This is a genomic window from Photobacterium rosenbergii, assembly GCF_033022775.1.
In the GTDB taxonomy this organism is placed as follows: domain Bacteria; phylum Pseudomonadota; class Gammaproteobacteria; order Enterobacterales; family Vibrionaceae; genus Photobacterium; species Photobacterium rosenbergii_A.
This window is the reverse complement of record NZ_JAWJZI010000002.1, coordinates 630880-647191: the sequence shown is the minus strand read 5'-3', so window position 1 is coordinate 647191 and position 16312 is coordinate 630880. Positions and strand designations below refer to the sequence as shown.

The following is a 16312-nucleotide window of genomic DNA, read 5'->3' as shown; positions in this document are numbered from 1 at the left end:
TGCTTTTCCTACACTTTTAGCTGACTTTCAGGATCATCGACGATCGTCGAGAAAATATCGCGAACACGGCAGTCTTCGCACATATTTAAGCGACGAATAGCTTCTCCCTGAAACTGCGAGTGATTTTGTAACTTCTCGGTCAACATTTTCACCATAGAAGCCGGAGCAAATGGTTTACCGCAACTGGAACAACAAGCCGCTTCTTCCTCATGCAGAACCTGTGCTTCCTGACGAGCCTGAGCATTCCAAGTCATACCCGGATTGAGGGAAATCACTTTTTCAGGACACGCTTTTTCACACATGCCACATTGCACGCAATCTTGTTCAATAAACAAAAGACCAGGACGCTCGCCAATGGCATGAAGTGCTCGCGTCGGGCATACAGACACACACCCCATACATAAGGTGCAATCTTCAGACTTGCATTCAACGGAACCATAAGGGGCATTTTCAGTTACCGCAGTACGTTCTGGTTTTACCGCCGCGTTTTCATAAAGGGCATCAAGAACCGTAAACAACTTCGCGCGTTTACCGCCTTCCAGTGGAGTCGCTACATTCAATAATGCAGAGTCAAAACCCGTGAAGGTCTTGGCATCAGCAAAATCAAACAGAGCAATACGTTCAACGTCATAGCCCATATCAGCCAAAAATGACTGAGCCGTTGCTAATTCATCACGTAGTACACGATCGATAGTGTCAGGAATATAAGAGGTGTTCGTTGCTAGAAGTACCTGATGCGCGCCATAGGCCAATGCACTAAACCAAGTATCAATACCTACCGTAGCCAGTTCCTCCAATGCAACGGGAATAACAGACTCAGGTAGATCAGAGATGCTCGCATTTACTTTGTCTTCATCACGGTTACCAAAGAAAAGCAATGTCGGGTTTTTACCACCTGCTTTTCGATAGTTTTCCAATAGTCGATAAACGAATTGTTGGGTATTTGCCGGATCCGGTAGCGCATAAGAAATCGCTTCAGTCGGACATGCCGTCGCACATGTTCCCACACCTTGGCAAAGGTATGGGTTGATTTCTATATGATCGCCAGTGCTGGACAATGCACCCGCTGGGCAAGCATCAACACAACGCTCACATCCCTTTACCCCACGTGATGAATGCGCGCAAAGATCAGGATTCAGTCGAAAGTATTTCGGCTTATCAAATGTCCCAATCATCTCAGGAAGATCTTCGATGGCATTGGCCAGTTTCGCTTTACCTGTTCCAACGGCGTAATAACCCGGAGCAGAAATTTCAAGCTCGGATAGGCCCTTGTCCGTCATATCAACAATCAAATCAAAGCAATCACGGCCAATCGCCACTTTTGCCAGATTCACTGTCGTTAACAAGCTCTCGACATCACAGGAGACTTCAAATGCGCCTAGGTAACCTTTCACGCTTGCCTTAGAAGCAAAGTAAAGGTTATTCCGTTTAACACTGTTTTTGGCTTTTTCTTCAGAGTCGGTCTTCGCTGTGGCAAGTAGGGTTACCGAATTCAGCGAGCTAAACTGTGTTTCAAGCGTTGTGATAACGTCTTCTGCACCCACCAGCAACACATTCCCGCGGCTTTCATAAGAAACCGTTGGTGGAATGAGATTGGAAAGCTCGACGGTACCATTTATGGCAGCCAGTCTCGCTTTACCATTTTGCGCTTTGGTAGCGGATAGTGCTTCAAGTGTACTATTTAACATTATTATTCCTGTCTACTCGTCACCGTTAGTCAGTGGCGATTGAAACTCACTGTTTAGAAAAGGATTTTCTAAAAAATTCGCTTCATACTCTTTACTAGAGCAATAACCGATCCAACTTTTCACGGAGTAAAATGACTTATAGGGAGTCAAAATCTATTTAGGACAGATTGACCGAACCGCTTAGCGACAATTTGTCCCACCCCTTGGTGACTATTGCGCCAAAATGTCCCGATCATTTCTAAGGGTATTTTTCCCTTTTTGTCCCAGTTTGTTGTTAGTTATTAAGATGATTTTTCTTCACTCTCTATTTCAGTAGGGATAGAAAGTGCTAGGCCGGTTTCAACATCTACGGCATCATTAGAATCAGGATCTTGTGCGTCCGAGCCTTGTGTGCCAAAGCCCTGTATATCAGTGCCTTGTGCGTAAGACCCTGGTGTTGCTGTTTCAAGCTGCTCTGGTGTGTTCTTAACTGTATGAGCCTCACTCCCCGCTTCTGTACAAGCATTGAGTGCTTCCTCTGCCGTTTCCGCAACCTCATTGACCCATTGACGTAACTGCTGAGTCACCTTGGTATCAAGAACGGGCACATTGGAAAAATCTTCCGTATGATCGTCCATGTCACTGATATAGTTAAATTCTTCAGAGTGAAATAACTTGCGCAGCGCCGCCTTTTTCACCGACTTCTCAACCCCCTGCTTCATAAAGGTTGATACACCAGAATCAAACGTAACCTTTGCCGCATCAGCAAGGGTTAACTCAGGAAGTGTGGTTTGAGGATCAGAGCCGTTATCTTCATCATCAAGTTTCACAGTCTCGTTGCTAGCTGTGCTCTCTGACTCAGAAGGGTCGAGGTCATCTTTTACAAGTTTCTGAACAACCGGTTCATGACCGATAAGCTCTTGCTCTTTCGTATCCGGTTCTAAATGAGGTTCGCCTTCATCCTTGGCCTTGATTTTGCGCTGAGACCAACGCTGGAAGAAGTTAGTTGCCACTAGAACGCCCTTTTTGCTCTTTGTTTTTACAACGTTTACGGCGATATTCGATTTGTTCGCCATGACGACCGATAAAGGCCTCCATCCAAGCTTGGATTTGTAAAGGTGCTTTTATATGAAGAACTTGATAGTCACCATCCATGTAGCTACTTGCCAACCCTTGGGCGGCCGTAATCAGTAATGGCGATAGCTGTTCGTTTTCTTCTTCACAAACAATAAATAAGTGCGGATCACGCGAGCTGAGGTTAAAGCGGTAGTCAGAACGTTCGTGGCGATGCAGTTCCAATGGCATCACATAGCCACCTTCTTTATTTGCCAGTGTCGCTTTTTCATCTTCGTCATATAAACAAACGTCTTCAATTGACCAAGAAAGTGTTGTCCAACGACCAATTTGCTTCTCTTCTGACACTAAGCGAAACGCTATCGGCCAAAGTGACTCGTTCTTATATTGTTCAGGCACATTCCCTCCTTAACTTTTTGGTTTGGGCTTGTCTAGCTCCTATTTCTAGACCTACAAAGCAAATATCAGACCAACTTTAATAACGACATGTAAAGCAAAGACATTTCCCGAAACAAATAAGTTGGAATGATGTTTGCTTATACAACTGACAACGACTTAATCTATGTTTTAAAAGTAGACGTTCCAGATAGTGTTGCGTATACATGAACACATCCAACAGAAAGATTTCCTTTAGATGCCAAGTAACAACCATCAACAGCAGGATAAATTGATGAGCCATTTGCCAAAAATAATTAAAACAAATTCATCCGTGAGTCAGACAATGACCGTCCAGGTCATGGATGAATATGGTGATATGATGGAAAAAGAAATTGCCTGCGAACACCCTCTTACCGTTTATTTAAACTGGGTGGAAATTGTTACCCTGATGACATTGGGTGAGCGGCCCTCAGCTTTAGTTCTTGGTTATCTCAAAAACCAAGGCTTTATTGAAGATATTGATGCCATCGAATCTTTGATCATCGACTGGGAAACCAATTCCGCCGCCGTCATTACCCGTGAAAATACCGATGGCCTAGAAAAAAAGCTGGAAAAGAAAACCGTTACATCAGGATGCGGCCAAGGCACCATGTTCGGTAACGTAATGAAGAAACTGGAAGGTATCCAACTACCTAAACCAAGTATTCCCCAATCAAAGCTTTATGGCTTACTTGAGTCGCTGACCCACCATAACGAAACGTATAAAGCTGCCGGTGCCGTTCACGGTTGTGCGGTGTGCAAAGACACGGAGATTTTGTCTTTTGTTGAGGATGTAGGCCGCCACAACGCTGTTGATACACTAGCTGGTGAAATGTGGCTCAAAGGTGAGCAAGGTGCCGACAAGATTTTCTACACCACGGGACGATTGACCTCAGAGATGGTGATCAAAGTGGCTCAGATGGGCATTCCTGTTTTGCTCTCTCGTTCCGGCGCAACCCAAATGGGTTACGAACTAGCGCAAAAACTGGGGATCACCATGATCGCCCGCGCCAAGGGCCACCGCTTCCAGGTGTATAACGGCGTAGAGAACCTAATACTTGATGTAAAAGGTAATACTGAGAGTCTATCTGTCGAAGATGCACATAAACCAACGCATAAAGGCGAAACTGATCAGCAGCATCCTGGCCACCAGCAAGGTGGTAACAAATAATGGAAAATAGCTACCCAGACTTCATGAATGCCAAGCAAGTGGCCGAATATCTCGATTTGAATGAAAAGAAAGTATACGCCCTTGCCAACGATGGATTACTACCCGCGACTAAAGTCACCGGCAAATGGCTTTTCCCCAAAGCAATGCTCGACAAATGGTTACTTGAGTCCTGCCACAATGGGGTATTGAATGATCGCCTACTGATAGCGGGCTCCGATGATCCACTGCTACAGATGATTGTGGGTGATATGGCGAATAAACTAGGCAGCACTGCTTTAATTGGTTATACCTCTACTGGTACTCGCCAAGGCCTGGCAATGTTGAGTAAAGGTCATGTCGATATGTGCTGCATTCATTGGGGACATGCCGAAGAAGCCGCTCTTCGCCATCCCGCATTACTGCAACAATACAGCGGTCATCGTAACTGGGTTCTTATCCATGCATTCGAACGCCAGCAAGGTTTAGTGGTATCTCAAGAGATAGCAGACTGCGTAAATAACCGCTCTATTCAGCCTCAGGAGCTACTGTCTTCTCGTTGGCGCTGGGCAATGCGCCAAGAAGGTGCCGGTAGCATGAGAGCCCTATCTGAATGGTTGCACACGCACGCTTTTACGGTTGAAATGCTGACCAGTATAGGAACCTGCAACAGTGAAAGAGAACTCGCATCCAACATCGCCAGAGGTGAGGCCGATGTTGGATGTGCCAGCCAAAGTACCGCGGGGGAATTTGGCCTTGGATTTATTCCGCTTTGTACTGAAGCCTTTGAGCTGGTGATCCCGAAAAATATCTATTTCAGAGATCTGCAACAGAAACTCCTCCACGCCTTAGGCGACAATACTATTCAGGGCAAAGGTGATCAGCTAGGCGGTTATAACTTTAGCCGTAGTGGTCAGCAGGTTTGGAGTGGTAAGTAGCCACCCCGCTAAGAACCCGAAACTAACTCTTGCTAAAGACACATAACTCTACAAAGAGGGGCCGCAGATGCCCCTCTATGGAATTTAATAAATCGCTATCAAAAAGAATTTTCCCTTTATATCCTGCCTACGATAAATGCCATCAATACGAGATTATCAAGATGAAAAACGCAAATTTTGCCATCATAAGCACACCTCACGCTAGTTCCCCCTGAAAAAGACTCTTTCTTCCTACCATTCATACTGTTATCTAATGACTTTACAGATAAACCAATCAATAAAGTCAAGGGTGTTAGACCTTTTGCTTATATACATTTATTAATGTTTAGCACCTGTCATATATCCGATATTTATCACTGGTCAGATGTGACAAATGAAACCCAAAAAGAAAAAACGTGAGCAATTGCTCTAAACCGTATAATTCCCCCAAGGAATCTTGATCTAGAGCACATTTATTCACGATTTGCTTTGAGGATATCTGCCACTGAATGCACACTGAAGAAGGTCATCAGACCAGTAAATTACTCTGCAATTGAATGTAAAAATAAATACCGCGTAAGGAGTGGTCATGAATTATTTCATTACCGGCGCAACTGGATTTATCGGTTCTCAGTTATTACAACGTCTGGCTAAACGTCCTGGTGATATCTACCTACTCACCTATGACAAAATTTCTGAAGATAGACTGGAAGCTCTGTTAGAAAAACATAATCTGCCTAAGAACAAGTTTCACTGCATCAAGGGCTCGATTACCGAACCAAACCTTGGCATCTCAGCTGAAGATACCAAGAAACTCACTGGAACAATTGATCAGTTCTTCCACCTGGCAGCTATTTATGATCTGACTGCTAGCGAAGAAGATATGATGCGCGCCAATATTGAAGGCACTGAACATACACTACGTTTCGCCGAGCGCATTAATGCTGGTTGTTTCCACTATTTCAGTTCAATTGCTGTTGCGGGCCAATACCGTGGCTGGTTCCGCGAAGATATGCTTAACGAGGCGACTGGCCTTGAGCATGCTTACTTCTCAACCAAGCATAACGCTGAAAAACTTGTACAAGAAACAGCGACTATCCCTTGGCGTGCTTACCGTCCGGGCATTGTTATCGGTGATTCAAAAACGGGTGAAGCCGATCGTGTTGACGGCCCATACTACTTCTTCAAGATCATCCAGAAGCTACGCCGCGCACTACCTGAGTGGGCTCCTCTTCTAGGCCTTGAAGGCGGCCGCCTAAACCTAGTACCGGTTGACTATGTTGCCGATGCTATTGACCATATTTCTCACAAACCTGAACTGGATAACCAGTGTTTCCATATCGTGGACCCTGATCCATACCGCTCAGGTGAAGTGATTAACTTATTTGCCGAAGCAGGCCATGCGCCACGTATGGCAATGCGTCTGGACATGCGTGTGTTCCGCATGATCCCTTCGCATTTCTGGTCCCAGCTTGGTCAAGTTCCAGCGCTCAAGCGTTTTATCGATGCGATCAGCAAAGAGATGGACATGCCACAAGATGCGCTGAGCTACTTCAACTACCCTACTCAGTTCGACTGCAGCAACACGCTAAACGCGCTGTCTGACAGTAACATCAGCTGCCCTCGTCTAGCTGATTACGCAGACAAGATTTGGGATTACTGGGAGCGTAACCTGGACCCAGAATTACATGTCGAGAAAACCCTACAAGGCTGTGTGAACAACAAAGTGGTAGTGATTACGGGTGCCTCTTCAGGCATTGGTTACACTACTGCGCTTAAACTGGCAAAAACGAAAGCTCGCCTAGTTCTGATTGCCCGTGACCTTGAGCGCCTGCAACAGACTAGAAATGAAATCGAGCGCTTGGGTGGCCACGCCTTCATCTATCAGTGCGATTTAAGCCAGGATGAGCCGTCTCAGGAAGTGATCAAGCAGATCAAACACGACCATGGCAAGGTTGATATTCTTATCAACAACGCCGGCCGTTCTATCCGCCGCTCGGTAGAAAAAGCAACAGACCGCCTGCACGATTACGAACGTACAATGCAGATCAACTACTTCGGTGCGCTGCGCATGATTCTGGGTAACCTACCTGAGATGATCGAAGCCGGAGAAGGCCACATTATCAATATCTCATCCATTGCGGTATTGACTAACCAGCCATTGTTCTCTGCTTATGCTGCATCAAAATCAGCACTGGATACCTTTACCCGTACAGCAAGTACTGAGCTAGGTGGACAAGGCATTGATTTCACAACCATCAACATGCCGCTAGTTGAAACTCGCATGATCTCTGATCACTACCGTGAAGCTGAAGGTGGTATCCCACTTCTTTCTCCAGAAGAAGCGGCTGACTTAATTATCAAAGCCATTATTGAGCGACCGAAGCGTATTGCAACCAAACTCGGCCTACTTGGCGCATTTATCCACGGCGTCTATCCGAAACTGGGTGAACTGCTGATGGCAACGGGTTACAACCCAGACCACGGCAAGCACGATGGTGAAGACGCGGAACCTAAACAGCCTTCTGCTGATGTAGTGGCTATTAATAGCATCATGCGCGAAATACACATGTAAGGATGTAAGCAATGCAAGTTTCAGTAATCCACGACTACAAAGAAGATCTTGATACCTTACTGCGCTATTTCAGTGAAGAAGACCTCATTACTGAAAAGTACCAGAAACTGGGTGCCAAGAATGTCCGTGTCGCTACGCTTGAAGAGACAGAAGATGGTTTCCGAGTAGAAACCCAACGAGAGATGCCAGCGAACGTACCTGCAGTGCTGAAAAGCTTGCTTGGTAGCTACAACACCATCAAGCAAACCGAGTCATGGCATTGGCAGGAAAATGAGCAACTGGTCTGTAAGCTGCAGATTGAAATCTTGGGTGTCCCAGCGACAATCGAAGGCCAAATGATCTTCAGTGAGCCAGCAACCCGCCCAGGCATTGCCACTTCAAACCATGTCACCATGGATGTGAAGTCAGCTATACCATTGGTAGGCAGCACCCTGGTTTCCTTCATTTGCAGTGATATGAAAGAGCAAATGCAAGGCGAGTACGACTTCCTACGTGAAGTACTGCCGCAATTGGTTGCCGAAGAGCAATAATGCTCCCCCCATCACCTTCGGCATAGTCAAAGTATGCTAATGATGGTTATGTCGAAGGTGAAGCTCGAATAACAAGGAAAAGATGATGAAAACCAAAGATAGGATTTTGTCAGTTAGTCTTGAGCTGTTTAATCGTGATGGTGTTGCCCAAGTTAGCACGTTAATCATCGCTACCGAGATGGGGATCAGCCCTGGTAACCTCTATTACCATTTCCGTGGCAAAGATGAAATTATTGCGACCCTCGTCAATGAGCTACAGAACTCCCTGACAACCATCAGCAATGAATATGCAAGCCAAGTCAAGGACTTTGATGACTACTGGCCATTTATGCATACCGTAATGGCGCTATTTACCCATTACCGCTTTTTGTTCAGAAACTTGGATAGCCTTAACGGCCAGAACCCACAGATCAAGCGTAAGATCAGATCTCTGATCCTCAAACTTCGCCATTTGTGCAATGACATGTTAAAGCATCTCGTCGAACTGGGTAAGCTCAAATGCGATGAACAGAGTCTGCCGCTGTTGGCAGATAATCTCCTGCTAGTTAGCTTAAACTGGCTAAACTATCAAACTCTGCTTGACGATCATTACACCGAAAGCGATCTTGCTCGCTCTGGCGTTTTGCGTCTCATTTCAATGGTTGAACCATATCTTACCGAGAACGCGAAGTCCCCTTTCTTTACCCATCAAGATTTGGTTGAAGAGTTAGTGACATAATCTTTCAAAATTAGATTTAGCTCCTATTGAGGATAATCAAAAACACCCCATGCCTAATGGGGTGTTTTTTTATATTCGACTTATACAAATCTTAATGTGTAAAACTCTGAGTTTTCCTAACATTAAACGAGCTTTTTCTTAACTGCAAATACACTCTTACAGTTTGAAATAACATCATCAGGTAGAGTATGTAAATCTATATTGTAAGGTGATTTTTGGAAGAGTGCGGATGAACGTTAAGTTGATAAAAAGCCTATCAGAATCGACAATCTGTATTGCGGTCTTCTACGCCTGTTTTCATTGGTTAATGGTAAGATTCGCCGGTGAGTTCTATACCGATATTATCAGCAAGTTTTATCGCTTCTATATCGTGTCATCAGTCTTGTTCATCGCACTGGAAGTGCTGCAGTTATATCGCGGTAGCTCATGGGGTTACCTGGCCTACGCATTTGCCACTGTGGCGATTATGGCCTCGTCCATTGAGCCTAACTTACTCAATGAGCTGACTCACCAATTGATGACGACCATAGGTGCGCTTGGGTTTGTGTTATGTATGTACCAATGGTGGGAAGACAAAGGCTAAGATGATCAAGCACCCTAACGGATGAACTATGACAGGGAGTTCTTCCCAATTAACGTTAAACTAACTTTACCTGTCCCTGCCCTCAAGCTACCCTTGCCTATAATGCAATAAACCGTTATATCAACAAGGAGTGGTTTTGTTTCGCCATCTCAATCGACTTATCGCCATTGGCCTGCTCATGTCAGGCTTCGCAGCGCATGCCAGTAAGCTAGACACAGCCAACATCCAAACAGCTTCAGTCAGTACTTACGTTACCGATCTCGACACCAACCAGACGCTTTTCCAGAAAAACTCAGACATAGTGATGCCAGTCGCTTCGCTGACCAAAGTGATGACAGCGATGGTAGTGCTGGATGCCAAGCTTCCATTGGATGAAGCCATTAGCTTTGGAAAAATTGACAAAGAAAGAATATACAACGGCTATTCGCGTATCAGAATGGGCTCTACGCTAAAACGTGGTGAAACACTTCATATTGCCTTGATGTCCTCTGAAAACCTCGCTACGGCGGCTTTGGCACGGCAATACCCTGGGGGCTATGATGCCTTTATCAAAGCTATGAATACCAAAGCAAAAGCTCTCGGTATGGCAGATACTGTATTTGTTGATAGCTCTGGTTTAGATCCGAATAACGTATCTACCGCTGCAGATATCACCAAGATGATCAAAGCGGCCTACGCCTACCCTAAAATAAAGAAATACAGCACCACACCTGTCCATACCGCCTATTTCAAGAAGCCCCGTTACAAACTTGGCTACACCAATACCAATGCGCTTGTTAGGGGGCAGAAGTGGAAGGTCGGATTGAGCAAGACGGGCTATCTGGACATTGCAGGGCACTGCCTGGCCATGGTTACCCATGTAGAGGGCCGGCAACTGCTTATTGTAACGCTGGATGCCTATGGCAAGCTTACGCCAGTGGGTGATGCTGGCAGGATTAAGAAATGGCTGCAGAGTGGCAATAGCGGTAAGGTATCGGAATCAGCAATGCACTACCAAAAGCATAAGCTCTCAACCTTAACAAACTAATGCCGACAGCTCTGAGCTATTAAAATAAAACGAGCCCTGAAATGGGCTCTCTTTTATTACATAGAAATTATCTCAATCAACTCAACTGGCTTTCTTATCAATCGACTCACTGGCCTCTTTGAATTTCTCTTGTACAAATCCAGCCATCAACTTCATCGCATCCCGAGCTTCGCTTAGTTGGTAGAACAGCGGATAGACATGAGGTACACCCTTAACCACATTGATGGTTACATCATTACCGGCTGCCCCCATCCTCTCCGCGAGGTGAGTGGCATCATCCATTAGCAACTCTTCGGTACCCGCAGTGATAAATGTCGGTGGCAGATCATGATGGTCAGCGTAGTATGGGGATATATCTGGATCACAAGGGTTTTGCATCCCAATGTAATTATTGCGCATTAAAAGTAAGGTACTTAAATCAAAGAAAGGATCGTCCTTACATTTTTTGAAGGCGGATTCGCCAGTGACGGCCATATCTGACACCGGCGACATCAGAATACCACCAGCAGGCTGCGGCAATTTGGCTTCGCGTATCCTCAGCATGGTCGTCAGTACCAAATTACCACCGGCAGAATCCCCAGCAAAGAAGATTTGGTGTGGGTGGTAGCCTTTTACCAGTAACCCTCTGTAGACCGCAAAGCAGTCATCGGGGGCCGCTGGATAAGGGTTCTCTGGTGCTAGGCGATAGTTGACCATGAGGCCTCGGGAACTGGTGTAGTTGGCCAGACGGGCGAGAAAGGCATTGTGAATCTTTGGGCTGTGAAAGCAGAACCCTCCCCCGTGGAAGTAAAGGATAATCTTATTACCACTGCTCTTGGGCATATCGACCCAATCGCAAGACACATCGGCGAAACGGGTTGGCGTGATCTCCATCCCCTTCGGTGCAGCAATAAAAGGCCCATAGTTATCAATAGATAAAATGAGATCTCGCATTTCTTCGGTTGATTCACAATTTGCAAGACGTTGCCGCATAATTCGGAATAAAACCTTGTTGAAAGCCCTATTACGCCAACTATCCATATACGCCACCTTTTTTACAATTCATTTACAAAGTTAGAATTAAACAAGGGGTTTGGTCAATATCTGGTAGCAAAAAAATGATGCATAATTTTAAGAAGTGCCTAGTTTTCTGTTATTTAAGGTTAAAACAGCTGTTTTTCTAGGGTGCAAAAAAACTCTGCCGATGAAGGCAGCAAAAAAAGCAAAAAAGGTGCGCGTGCATGGCCCACGCGCAACCTAAAGGCTTCACAACCTGCAGACTGGGAACGGTTGGTCAGCCCGGAGCTACTTATTGTCTGGCTGGCATAAACGTAGCTCCGTATTGGCAGTTACTCTGCTTCTGCCAATTTCTCAACGGCTTGAGTCAGTTTGTCGATTTTCTCGTCCATACGCTCAAGCTTCTCACGGTCAACGCCACTTAGGCGATAGAACAGATCATTCATACCTGCTTCTACTTCCTCAGTCGCTTTTTCCGTGTTCTTACCAATACACTCTTTAGCCTGGATTTCGACTTCCTTACCGCGCTCAACAAGCTCGTCAAACATTTGGTTTGACTTCTCATTAAGCTGCTGAGCTTCTTCCAAGCTACGGCTGTAAATACCAAGGCCTGCTAACCAAATGTTACGTGCAATGCCTTCACCACTTTCAACGACATTTTTTGCCGCTTTCACTACTGTATTGTTGCTCATAATCATATCCTCTTGCGTTATCTTGCTTTAAGCACGCTCGATTTAACTCACGGCTGCATATCTATTGGAAGCTATGCTTACACCACTTCAGGTTTTGTACTTACCGCAGGCTTGTCTTCAGGTTTAGCCTTTGGCTCCGCAACAGCTTTAGTTGCCGCTGCGGTCTGTGGCTTTACCGGCGCCTCGACCTCTTTTTTCTCAGCTTCTGGCTTTGCCGCTGGAACTGGCTGAGCAGCTTTTACTGTTTTACGGCGTGCAACACTTGGTTTCTTGGCTGCAGGTGCTGCTTTTTCAGTGGCTTTCGCAGCAGTACGCTTACGTGGAGCCGGCTTTTTCTCAGCTTGAGCTTTCTGGCGTTCTACCAAAGCTTCAATATTGGCAGTTAGCTGGTCGATCTTGTCATCAACACGATCTAGTCGCTCGTTATCCAAACCAATGAATTTCTGAACCATGTTGTGCATGCGTTCTTCAATCGCAACTGAAGTTTGGCTGCGTGCTGTGTGAACTCGCTCTTTAGTTTTCGACTCAACTGCACGTCCACGCTCAATCAGCTCATCAAATAGGCTCTTGCCTTTATCAGAAAGCTGATTCATTTCTTCAGCGCTCTTGGCGTAGGCACCAAGGCCAGCTAACCAAATGTTGTATACCATTGCGTCACGAATCTGCTCTTTATTGGATTCTTCCGCAGTCTGTTTAAAAATCCCCATCAGTTTCCCCTCCATACTTGTGCGATAATGCCAGCCAGTGGGTATTGCCTGACTGCTTGTATTTAATTTACGAATTTCAATTAGAATGTTCTCCCTAAAACAACACTTTATCGCGATAGAGAATTGGTTTGTGAGGACCGTCACAGGAGATGCCGAGAAATAGTCTATAGATCAAGAGGATAAAAAAAGAGCTCGTGATGAGCCCTTTTAAAAAATCATGAATTTATTTTGAATTAACTCGCAAGAAGATGCTTGTCGAGCTGTTCAGTAATATGGCTTTCAATAGTTGATGCAAAGAAGGCAGCTGCAAAACCGACAAGCTGAAGCTGAATGGTTATCTTCCCATCCTCGGCATGCAAGTAGCCTCTAGCAGCAGAGTGTTTGATATGCATTTTATCGTCTTGCCAGGACCAAGTAAGGCCATACTCCTGTTCAAGCTGACCTGCAATTTTTTCGCTTAGCGTAGTAATGTCATCATGTGCTCTGTCATGATGGCGTTCAATTAAAATCGTCACAGAAGTTCTCGCGCATTAGTGTATTTACTCAGTCACCTTTTGTTAACATACGGCCTAACTGTAAAAATTTCTGTGGGGCAGATCTAACATTTTGAAATTTGTTGCAGATACCCTAAGAGAATGTGTATCACCTGTCATATTTGCTTCAATCACAAACGTCATCACAGCAAGCGACGAAGCAACGTCGGCAGAATCAAGCTTGCACCGACTGCCAGTTTGGCACCTTTGACGGCATTATGGTAAGGCTGCTTTTCAGATGACGTTAGCACAGCTCCGAGAAGTAAACCAACCCCCGCCATTTTGATCACAGTCGAAGGGGCGCTGAGTGTCATGTACCCACCTGCCGCTGCGACCACCAAACGCTGAAATTGAGTACACTCTATCTGCAAGCCGTGGGCTTCCCGGACAAATTGTTCACAGTTTTGGTTAAACAAGTTGTAAGTTCGGCCAAGTTTTGATTTGGCATACCGCACTGCCGCACGAGGATAAGGGCCTGCAATATCGCTGACTTCTATCCGACGCCCTTCTGAAAATTCGACCTCAGTCTCCCGCTCTACCCGACGCCATTTCTTCGAGTTATGAATAACATACCCTCTACCATCAGCGATGCCGTAGTGCCAATAAGTACTACAGCGAATTCTCAATACCGTACCGGCCGGAAAATTTGTGCTCTGCATAAATACGTCTATCCAAGTCGCTATCAGTATCGTAAAGCCTAGTTGTTACTAAGCAATAATGTGAAATTTGTCTCATTTCGAATAAGAACACATATTTTCGGGCTGTCACGCGCTTTACCTTGGTAGCTTACTTCCAATCTACCTGAACACTGCTAACATAAAAAAAGACGTCAAAATAATGACAGACATCACAATAAATTTTTGACTGGCGATAATTTATTATGATCATGAGAAGTATATTTTTGTTTTTGTTCATATGTTTCACCATTGGATGTCAATCAATCCCAACGGTTAATCAAGGAGATCTAAGCGCGCAAACCGCTTCTGCTCAGTCATTACCTGAAGATGCTGATAATCAATGTGAAGTAGATAGCCGTTTGTTTGCTGGCAGTTTTATTGCTACAGGATCCCGCCTACCAAATTCAAAGCCAACATTATATATCAATGAGTTAACTGCAAGCCCTGCTGTTCTTCATCCAACATTCGCCACTCACGACAACACTGCACAAGAAGAATTACAAGAACCAGATATGTGGGATCTACTTGCCGGCGAGCTCACGATGAAGGTGCCAAACAACCGTACTATCCGTTATTACAAACGCTGGTATGTCAACAACCCCTACCATGTAGAAAAAGTCACAGCCCGGGCAGAGCCATTTCTCTATTATATTTACCAGCAAGTTAAAGCACGCAACTTACCCATAGAGCTGGTCCTTCTGCCCTTTGTTGAAAGTAGCTTTGATCAATTTGCCTACTCACACAAAGGCGCGGCAGGTCTTTGGCAGTTTACTGAGCCTACCGGTAAAACGTTTGGATTAGATATTATAAAAGGCTATGACGGGCGGAGAGATATTGTCTATTCAACAGAGGCTGCCCTGGATCTCCTCGAATACCTGTACGAAAAGTTTGATGGGGATTGGCTGCATGCTATTGCTGCATACAATACGGGTGGCGGCCGAGTAAGGACGGCTATCAAGCAAAACAAAAAATTTGGCCAATCGACAGATTTCTGGTCTCTTAAACTTCCCAAAGAAACCCGCCACTATGTACCCAAATTGTTAGCCATGGCAGACCTGGTTAAACACCACGGCTATCGTTACGATCTTCCACTCCACACAATCAAAGCTGAGCCTGTACTTGAAGAAATTACGATAAGCCGAAGGATTAAACTAGGTACAGTTGCGGCATATTCTGGTTTATCTAGCAAAGAGCTGTATCACTACAACCCTGGCTACACCGCAGGCTATACCCGAAAAAACAAAGATAACAAAATCTTGATGCCGATGAAGAACAAAACCCTGTTCTTCGAGCATAAGAATGCCCGCACCTACGCCAAACAAACTTACGACGTCTACGATATTCAGGCGGGAGACTCACTTAACCAACTGGCCTACATCAACAACATTTCGGTTGATTTAATCAAGCAGGTTAACAACCTCAGTGACGCTACCATTTTTGCAGGCCAAAAGCTGTTAATCCCCAACGTCAGTGAGTAGCAGGTCAACTCACACCACAAAGTGCTATTTTTGTTCTATGGCGCACTGCCTGAATAACAATCAAGCTAGCTTGCTTAGTTCGAGGTAACGGCCGCAAGAGTTTCTTCTTTTGGGACCGTCGTTGTTTCAATGGGCGGGATGTTTAAGTGAGTAATTTCCGTTTCGGTTTCTATGGACTGAGCAAAACCGTGTCCCTCTGGTTCAAACCAGGCCAACATTTGCCCTTCTAGGACGTTGAGTGTTTTCAGATCCGACTCATTGTGTGATAGAGACAAACCAATCAATATCCCGGCCATTAAGCACACAGGGGCAACAAGATGTCGAATAACCAAAACACATGCCATCGCCACCACAGAGATTAATGTCGCAAAATAGATGCTTCCAGGAAGGTCTGAGTAAAACGCGATATAAAGAGCAAAAAATTGAAGCAAGGCTCCGAGTAATAAAACTGCAATTTTCATAGCGTCATCCGTAACTTGGCCTTTTCTGCAATTATAGACACTCAAAAAATAATGCCGAAGATTTTATGCACCTCCGGCATATATCATACAAATCGACAGTGTGCACAATTCTA

General features: G+C 45.2%; 17 protein-coding genes. 8 read left to right on the top strand and 9 right to left on the bottom strand.

All coding sequences use genetic code 11. The features are described from left to right. Positions 1–8: 8 nt before the first annotated feature. From R2X38_RS07070 to R2X38_RS07060, 3 genes are all read right to left on the bottom strand, one after another. Positions 9–1688 (bottom strand): 4Fe-4S binding protein, encoded by a 1680-nt coding sequence (locus R2X38_RS07070; protein WP_317521485.1) that lies wholly within the window; start codon positions 1686–1688, stop codon positions 9–11. 281 nt (positions 1689–1969) lie between these two features. Next, a complete protein-coding gene (locus R2X38_RS07065) occupies positions 1970–2680 on the bottom strand; it encodes a DUF3306 domain-containing protein (protein WP_317521484.1) in 711 nt (236 codons plus the stop codon). Beyond that, complete coding sequence (locus tag R2X38_RS07060) at positions 2670–3140, bottom strand: DUF3305 domain-containing protein (RefSeq protein ID WP_317521482.1); 471 nt, start codon at positions 3138–3140, stop codon at positions 2670–2672. The genes R2X38_RS07065 and R2X38_RS07060 overlap by 11 nt, the downstream gene beginning before the upstream one ends. Positions 3141–3411: 271 nt before the next feature. Here R2X38_RS07060 and fdhD point away from each other — a divergent pair, with 271 nt between their 5' ends. From fdhD to pbpG, 7 genes are all read left to right on the top strand, one after another. Further along, a complete protein-coding gene (gene fdhD, locus R2X38_RS07055) occupies positions 3412–4329 on the top strand; it encodes a formate dehydrogenase accessory sulfurtransferase FdhD (RefSeq protein WP_317521480.1) in 918 nt (305 codons plus the stop codon). Continuing rightward, positions 4329–5243 (top strand): helix-turn-helix transcriptional regulator, encoded by a 915-nt coding sequence (locus R2X38_RS07050; protein ID WP_317521479.1) that lies wholly within the window; start codon positions 4329–4331, stop codon positions 5241–5243. The genes fdhD and R2X38_RS07050 overlap by 1 nt, the downstream gene beginning before the upstream one ends. 568 nt (positions 5244–5811) lie before the next feature. Continuing rightward, positions 5812–7797: an SDR family oxidoreductase gene (locus R2X38_RS07045; RefSeq protein ID WP_317521477.1), complete on the top strand. Its 1986-nt coding sequence runs from the start codon at positions 5812–5814 to the stop codon at positions 7795–7797. 11 nt (positions 7798–7808) lie between these two features. Beyond that, complete coding sequence (locus tag R2X38_RS07040; RefSeq protein WP_317521476.1) at positions 7809–8327, top strand: DUF2505 domain-containing protein; 519 nt, start codon at positions 7809–7811, stop codon at positions 8325–8327. Positions 8328–8412: 85 nt separating this feature from the next. Then, positions 8413–9045 carry a TetR/AcrR family transcriptional regulator gene (locus R2X38_RS07035; RefSeq protein WP_317521475.1) on the top strand — a complete coding sequence of 211 codons (633 nt, stop codon included), beginning with the start codon at positions 8413–8415 and terminating at the stop codon, positions 9043–9045. 229 nt (positions 9046–9274) lie between these two features. Beyond that, the gene (locus R2X38_RS07030; protein ID WP_317521474.1) at positions 9275–9628 is read left to right on the top strand and encodes a hypothetical protein; all 354 of its coding nucleotides are present in this window, start codon (positions 9275–9277) and stop codon (positions 9626–9628) included. Positions 9629–9758: 130 nt separating this feature from the next. Further along, entirely contained in the window at positions 9759–10655 is an 897-nt protein-coding gene (gene pbpG, locus R2X38_RS07025) for a D-alanyl-D-alanine endopeptidase (RefSeq protein WP_411184765.1), read from the top strand. Positions 10656–10736: 81 nt separating this feature from the next. Here the strand turns inward: pbpG and R2X38_RS07020 are convergent, their stop codons facing one another. The 5 genes from R2X38_RS07020 to R2X38_RS07000 all read right to left on the bottom strand — a co-directional run bounded on the left by R2X38_RS07020 (position 10737) and on the right by R2X38_RS07000 (position 14242). Beyond that, on the bottom strand, positions 10737–11675 hold the full coding sequence (locus tag R2X38_RS07020) for an alpha/beta hydrolase (RefSeq protein WP_317521472.1): 939 nt from the start codon (positions 11673–11675) through the stop codon (positions 10737–10739). A gap of 308 nt (positions 11676–11983) precedes the next feature. Continuing rightward, a complete protein-coding gene (locus R2X38_RS07015) occupies positions 11984–12343 on the bottom strand; it encodes a phasin family protein (RefSeq protein WP_317521471.1) in 360 nt (119 codons plus the stop codon). Between the two features lie 77 nt (positions 12344–12420). Next, positions 12421–13050 carry a phasin-related domain-containing protein gene (locus tag R2X38_RS07010; RefSeq protein WP_317521470.1) on the bottom strand — a complete coding sequence of 210 codons (630 nt, stop codon included), beginning with the start codon at positions 13048–13050 and terminating at the stop codon, positions 12421–12423. 233 nt (positions 13051–13283) lie between these two features. Continuing rightward, positions 13284–13565 carry a polyhydroxyalkanoic acid system family protein gene (locus tag R2X38_RS07005; RefSeq protein WP_317521469.1) on the bottom strand — a complete coding sequence of 94 codons (282 nt, stop codon included), beginning with the start codon at positions 13563–13565 and terminating at the stop codon, positions 13284–13286. Positions 13566–13726: 161 nt separating this feature from the next. Next, positions 13727–14242 (bottom strand): lecithin retinol acyltransferase family protein, encoded by a 516-nt coding sequence (locus R2X38_RS07000; RefSeq protein ID WP_317521467.1) that lies wholly within the window; start codon positions 14240–14242, stop codon positions 13727–13729. A gap of 221 nt (positions 14243–14463) precedes the next feature. Here R2X38_RS07000 and R2X38_RS06995 point away from each other — a divergent pair, with 221 nt between their 5' ends. After that, the gene (locus tag R2X38_RS06995; RefSeq protein ID WP_317521466.1) at positions 14464–15738 is read left to right on the top strand and encodes a transglycosylase SLT domain-containing protein; all 1275 of its coding nucleotides are present in this window, start codon (positions 14464–14466) and stop codon (positions 15736–15738) included. Positions 15739–15812: 74 nt separating this feature from the next. Here the strand turns inward: R2X38_RS06995 and R2X38_RS06990 are convergent, their stop codons facing one another. Continuing rightward, a complete protein-coding gene (locus R2X38_RS06990; RefSeq protein WP_317521464.1) occupies positions 15813–16199 on the bottom strand; it encodes a hypothetical protein in 387 nt (128 codons plus the stop codon). Between the last annotated feature and the right edge of the window lie 113 nt (positions 16200–16312).

What these genes read in the sequence shown, in the direction of transcription:
- R2X38_RS07030 (WP_317521474.1), top strand. Translation starts at nt 9,275, where the DNA reads ATGAACGTTAAGTTGATAAAAAGCCTATCAGAATCGACAATCTGTATT.
- R2X38_RS07040 (WP_317521476.1), top strand. Translation starts at nt 7,809, where the DNA reads ATGCAAGTTTCAGTAATCCACGACTACAAAGAAGATCTTGATACCTTA.
- R2X38_RS07045 (WP_317521477.1), top strand. Translation starts at nt 5,812, where the DNA reads ATGAATTATTTCATTACCGGCGCAACTGGATTTATCGGTTCTCAGTTA.
- R2X38_RS06995 (WP_317521466.1), top strand. Translation starts at nt 14,464, where the DNA reads ATGATCATGAGAAGTATATTTTTGTTTTTGTTCATATGTTTCACCATT.
- fdhD (WP_317521480.1), top strand. Translation starts at nt 3,412, where the DNA reads ATGAGCCATTTGCCAAAAATAATTAAAACAAATTCATCCGTGAGTCAG.
- R2X38_RS07070 (WP_317521485.1), bottom strand. Translation starts at nt 1,688, where the DNA reads ATGTTAAATAGTACACTTGAAGCACTATCCGCTACCAAAGCGCAAAAT.
- R2X38_RS07020 (WP_317521472.1), bottom strand. Translation starts at nt 11,675, where the DNA reads ATGGATAGTTGGCGTAATAGGGCTTTCAACAAGGTTTTATTCCGAATT.
- R2X38_RS07050 (WP_317521479.1), top strand. Translation starts at nt 4,329, where the DNA reads ATGGAAAATAGCTACCCAGACTTCATGAATGCCAAGCAAGTGGCCGAA.
- R2X38_RS07000 (WP_317521467.1), bottom strand. Translation starts at nt 14,242, where the DNA reads ATGCAGAGCACAAATTTTCCGGCCGGTACGGTATTGAGAATTCGCTGT.
- R2X38_RS07015 (WP_317521471.1), bottom strand. Translation starts at nt 12,343, where the DNA reads ATGAGCAACAATACAGTAGTGAAAGCGGCAAAAAATGTCGTTGAAAGT.
- R2X38_RS07010 (WP_317521470.1), bottom strand. Translation starts at nt 13,050, where the DNA reads ATGGGGATTTTTAAACAGACTGCGGAAGAATCCAATAAAGAGCAGATT.
- R2X38_RS07035 (WP_317521475.1), top strand. Translation starts at nt 8,413, where the DNA reads ATGAAAACCAAAGATAGGATTTTGTCAGTTAGTCTTGAGCTGTTTAAT.
- R2X38_RS06990 (WP_317521464.1), bottom strand. Translation starts at nt 16,199, where the DNA reads ATGAAAATTGCAGTTTTATTACTCGGAGCCTTGCTTCAATTTTTTGCT.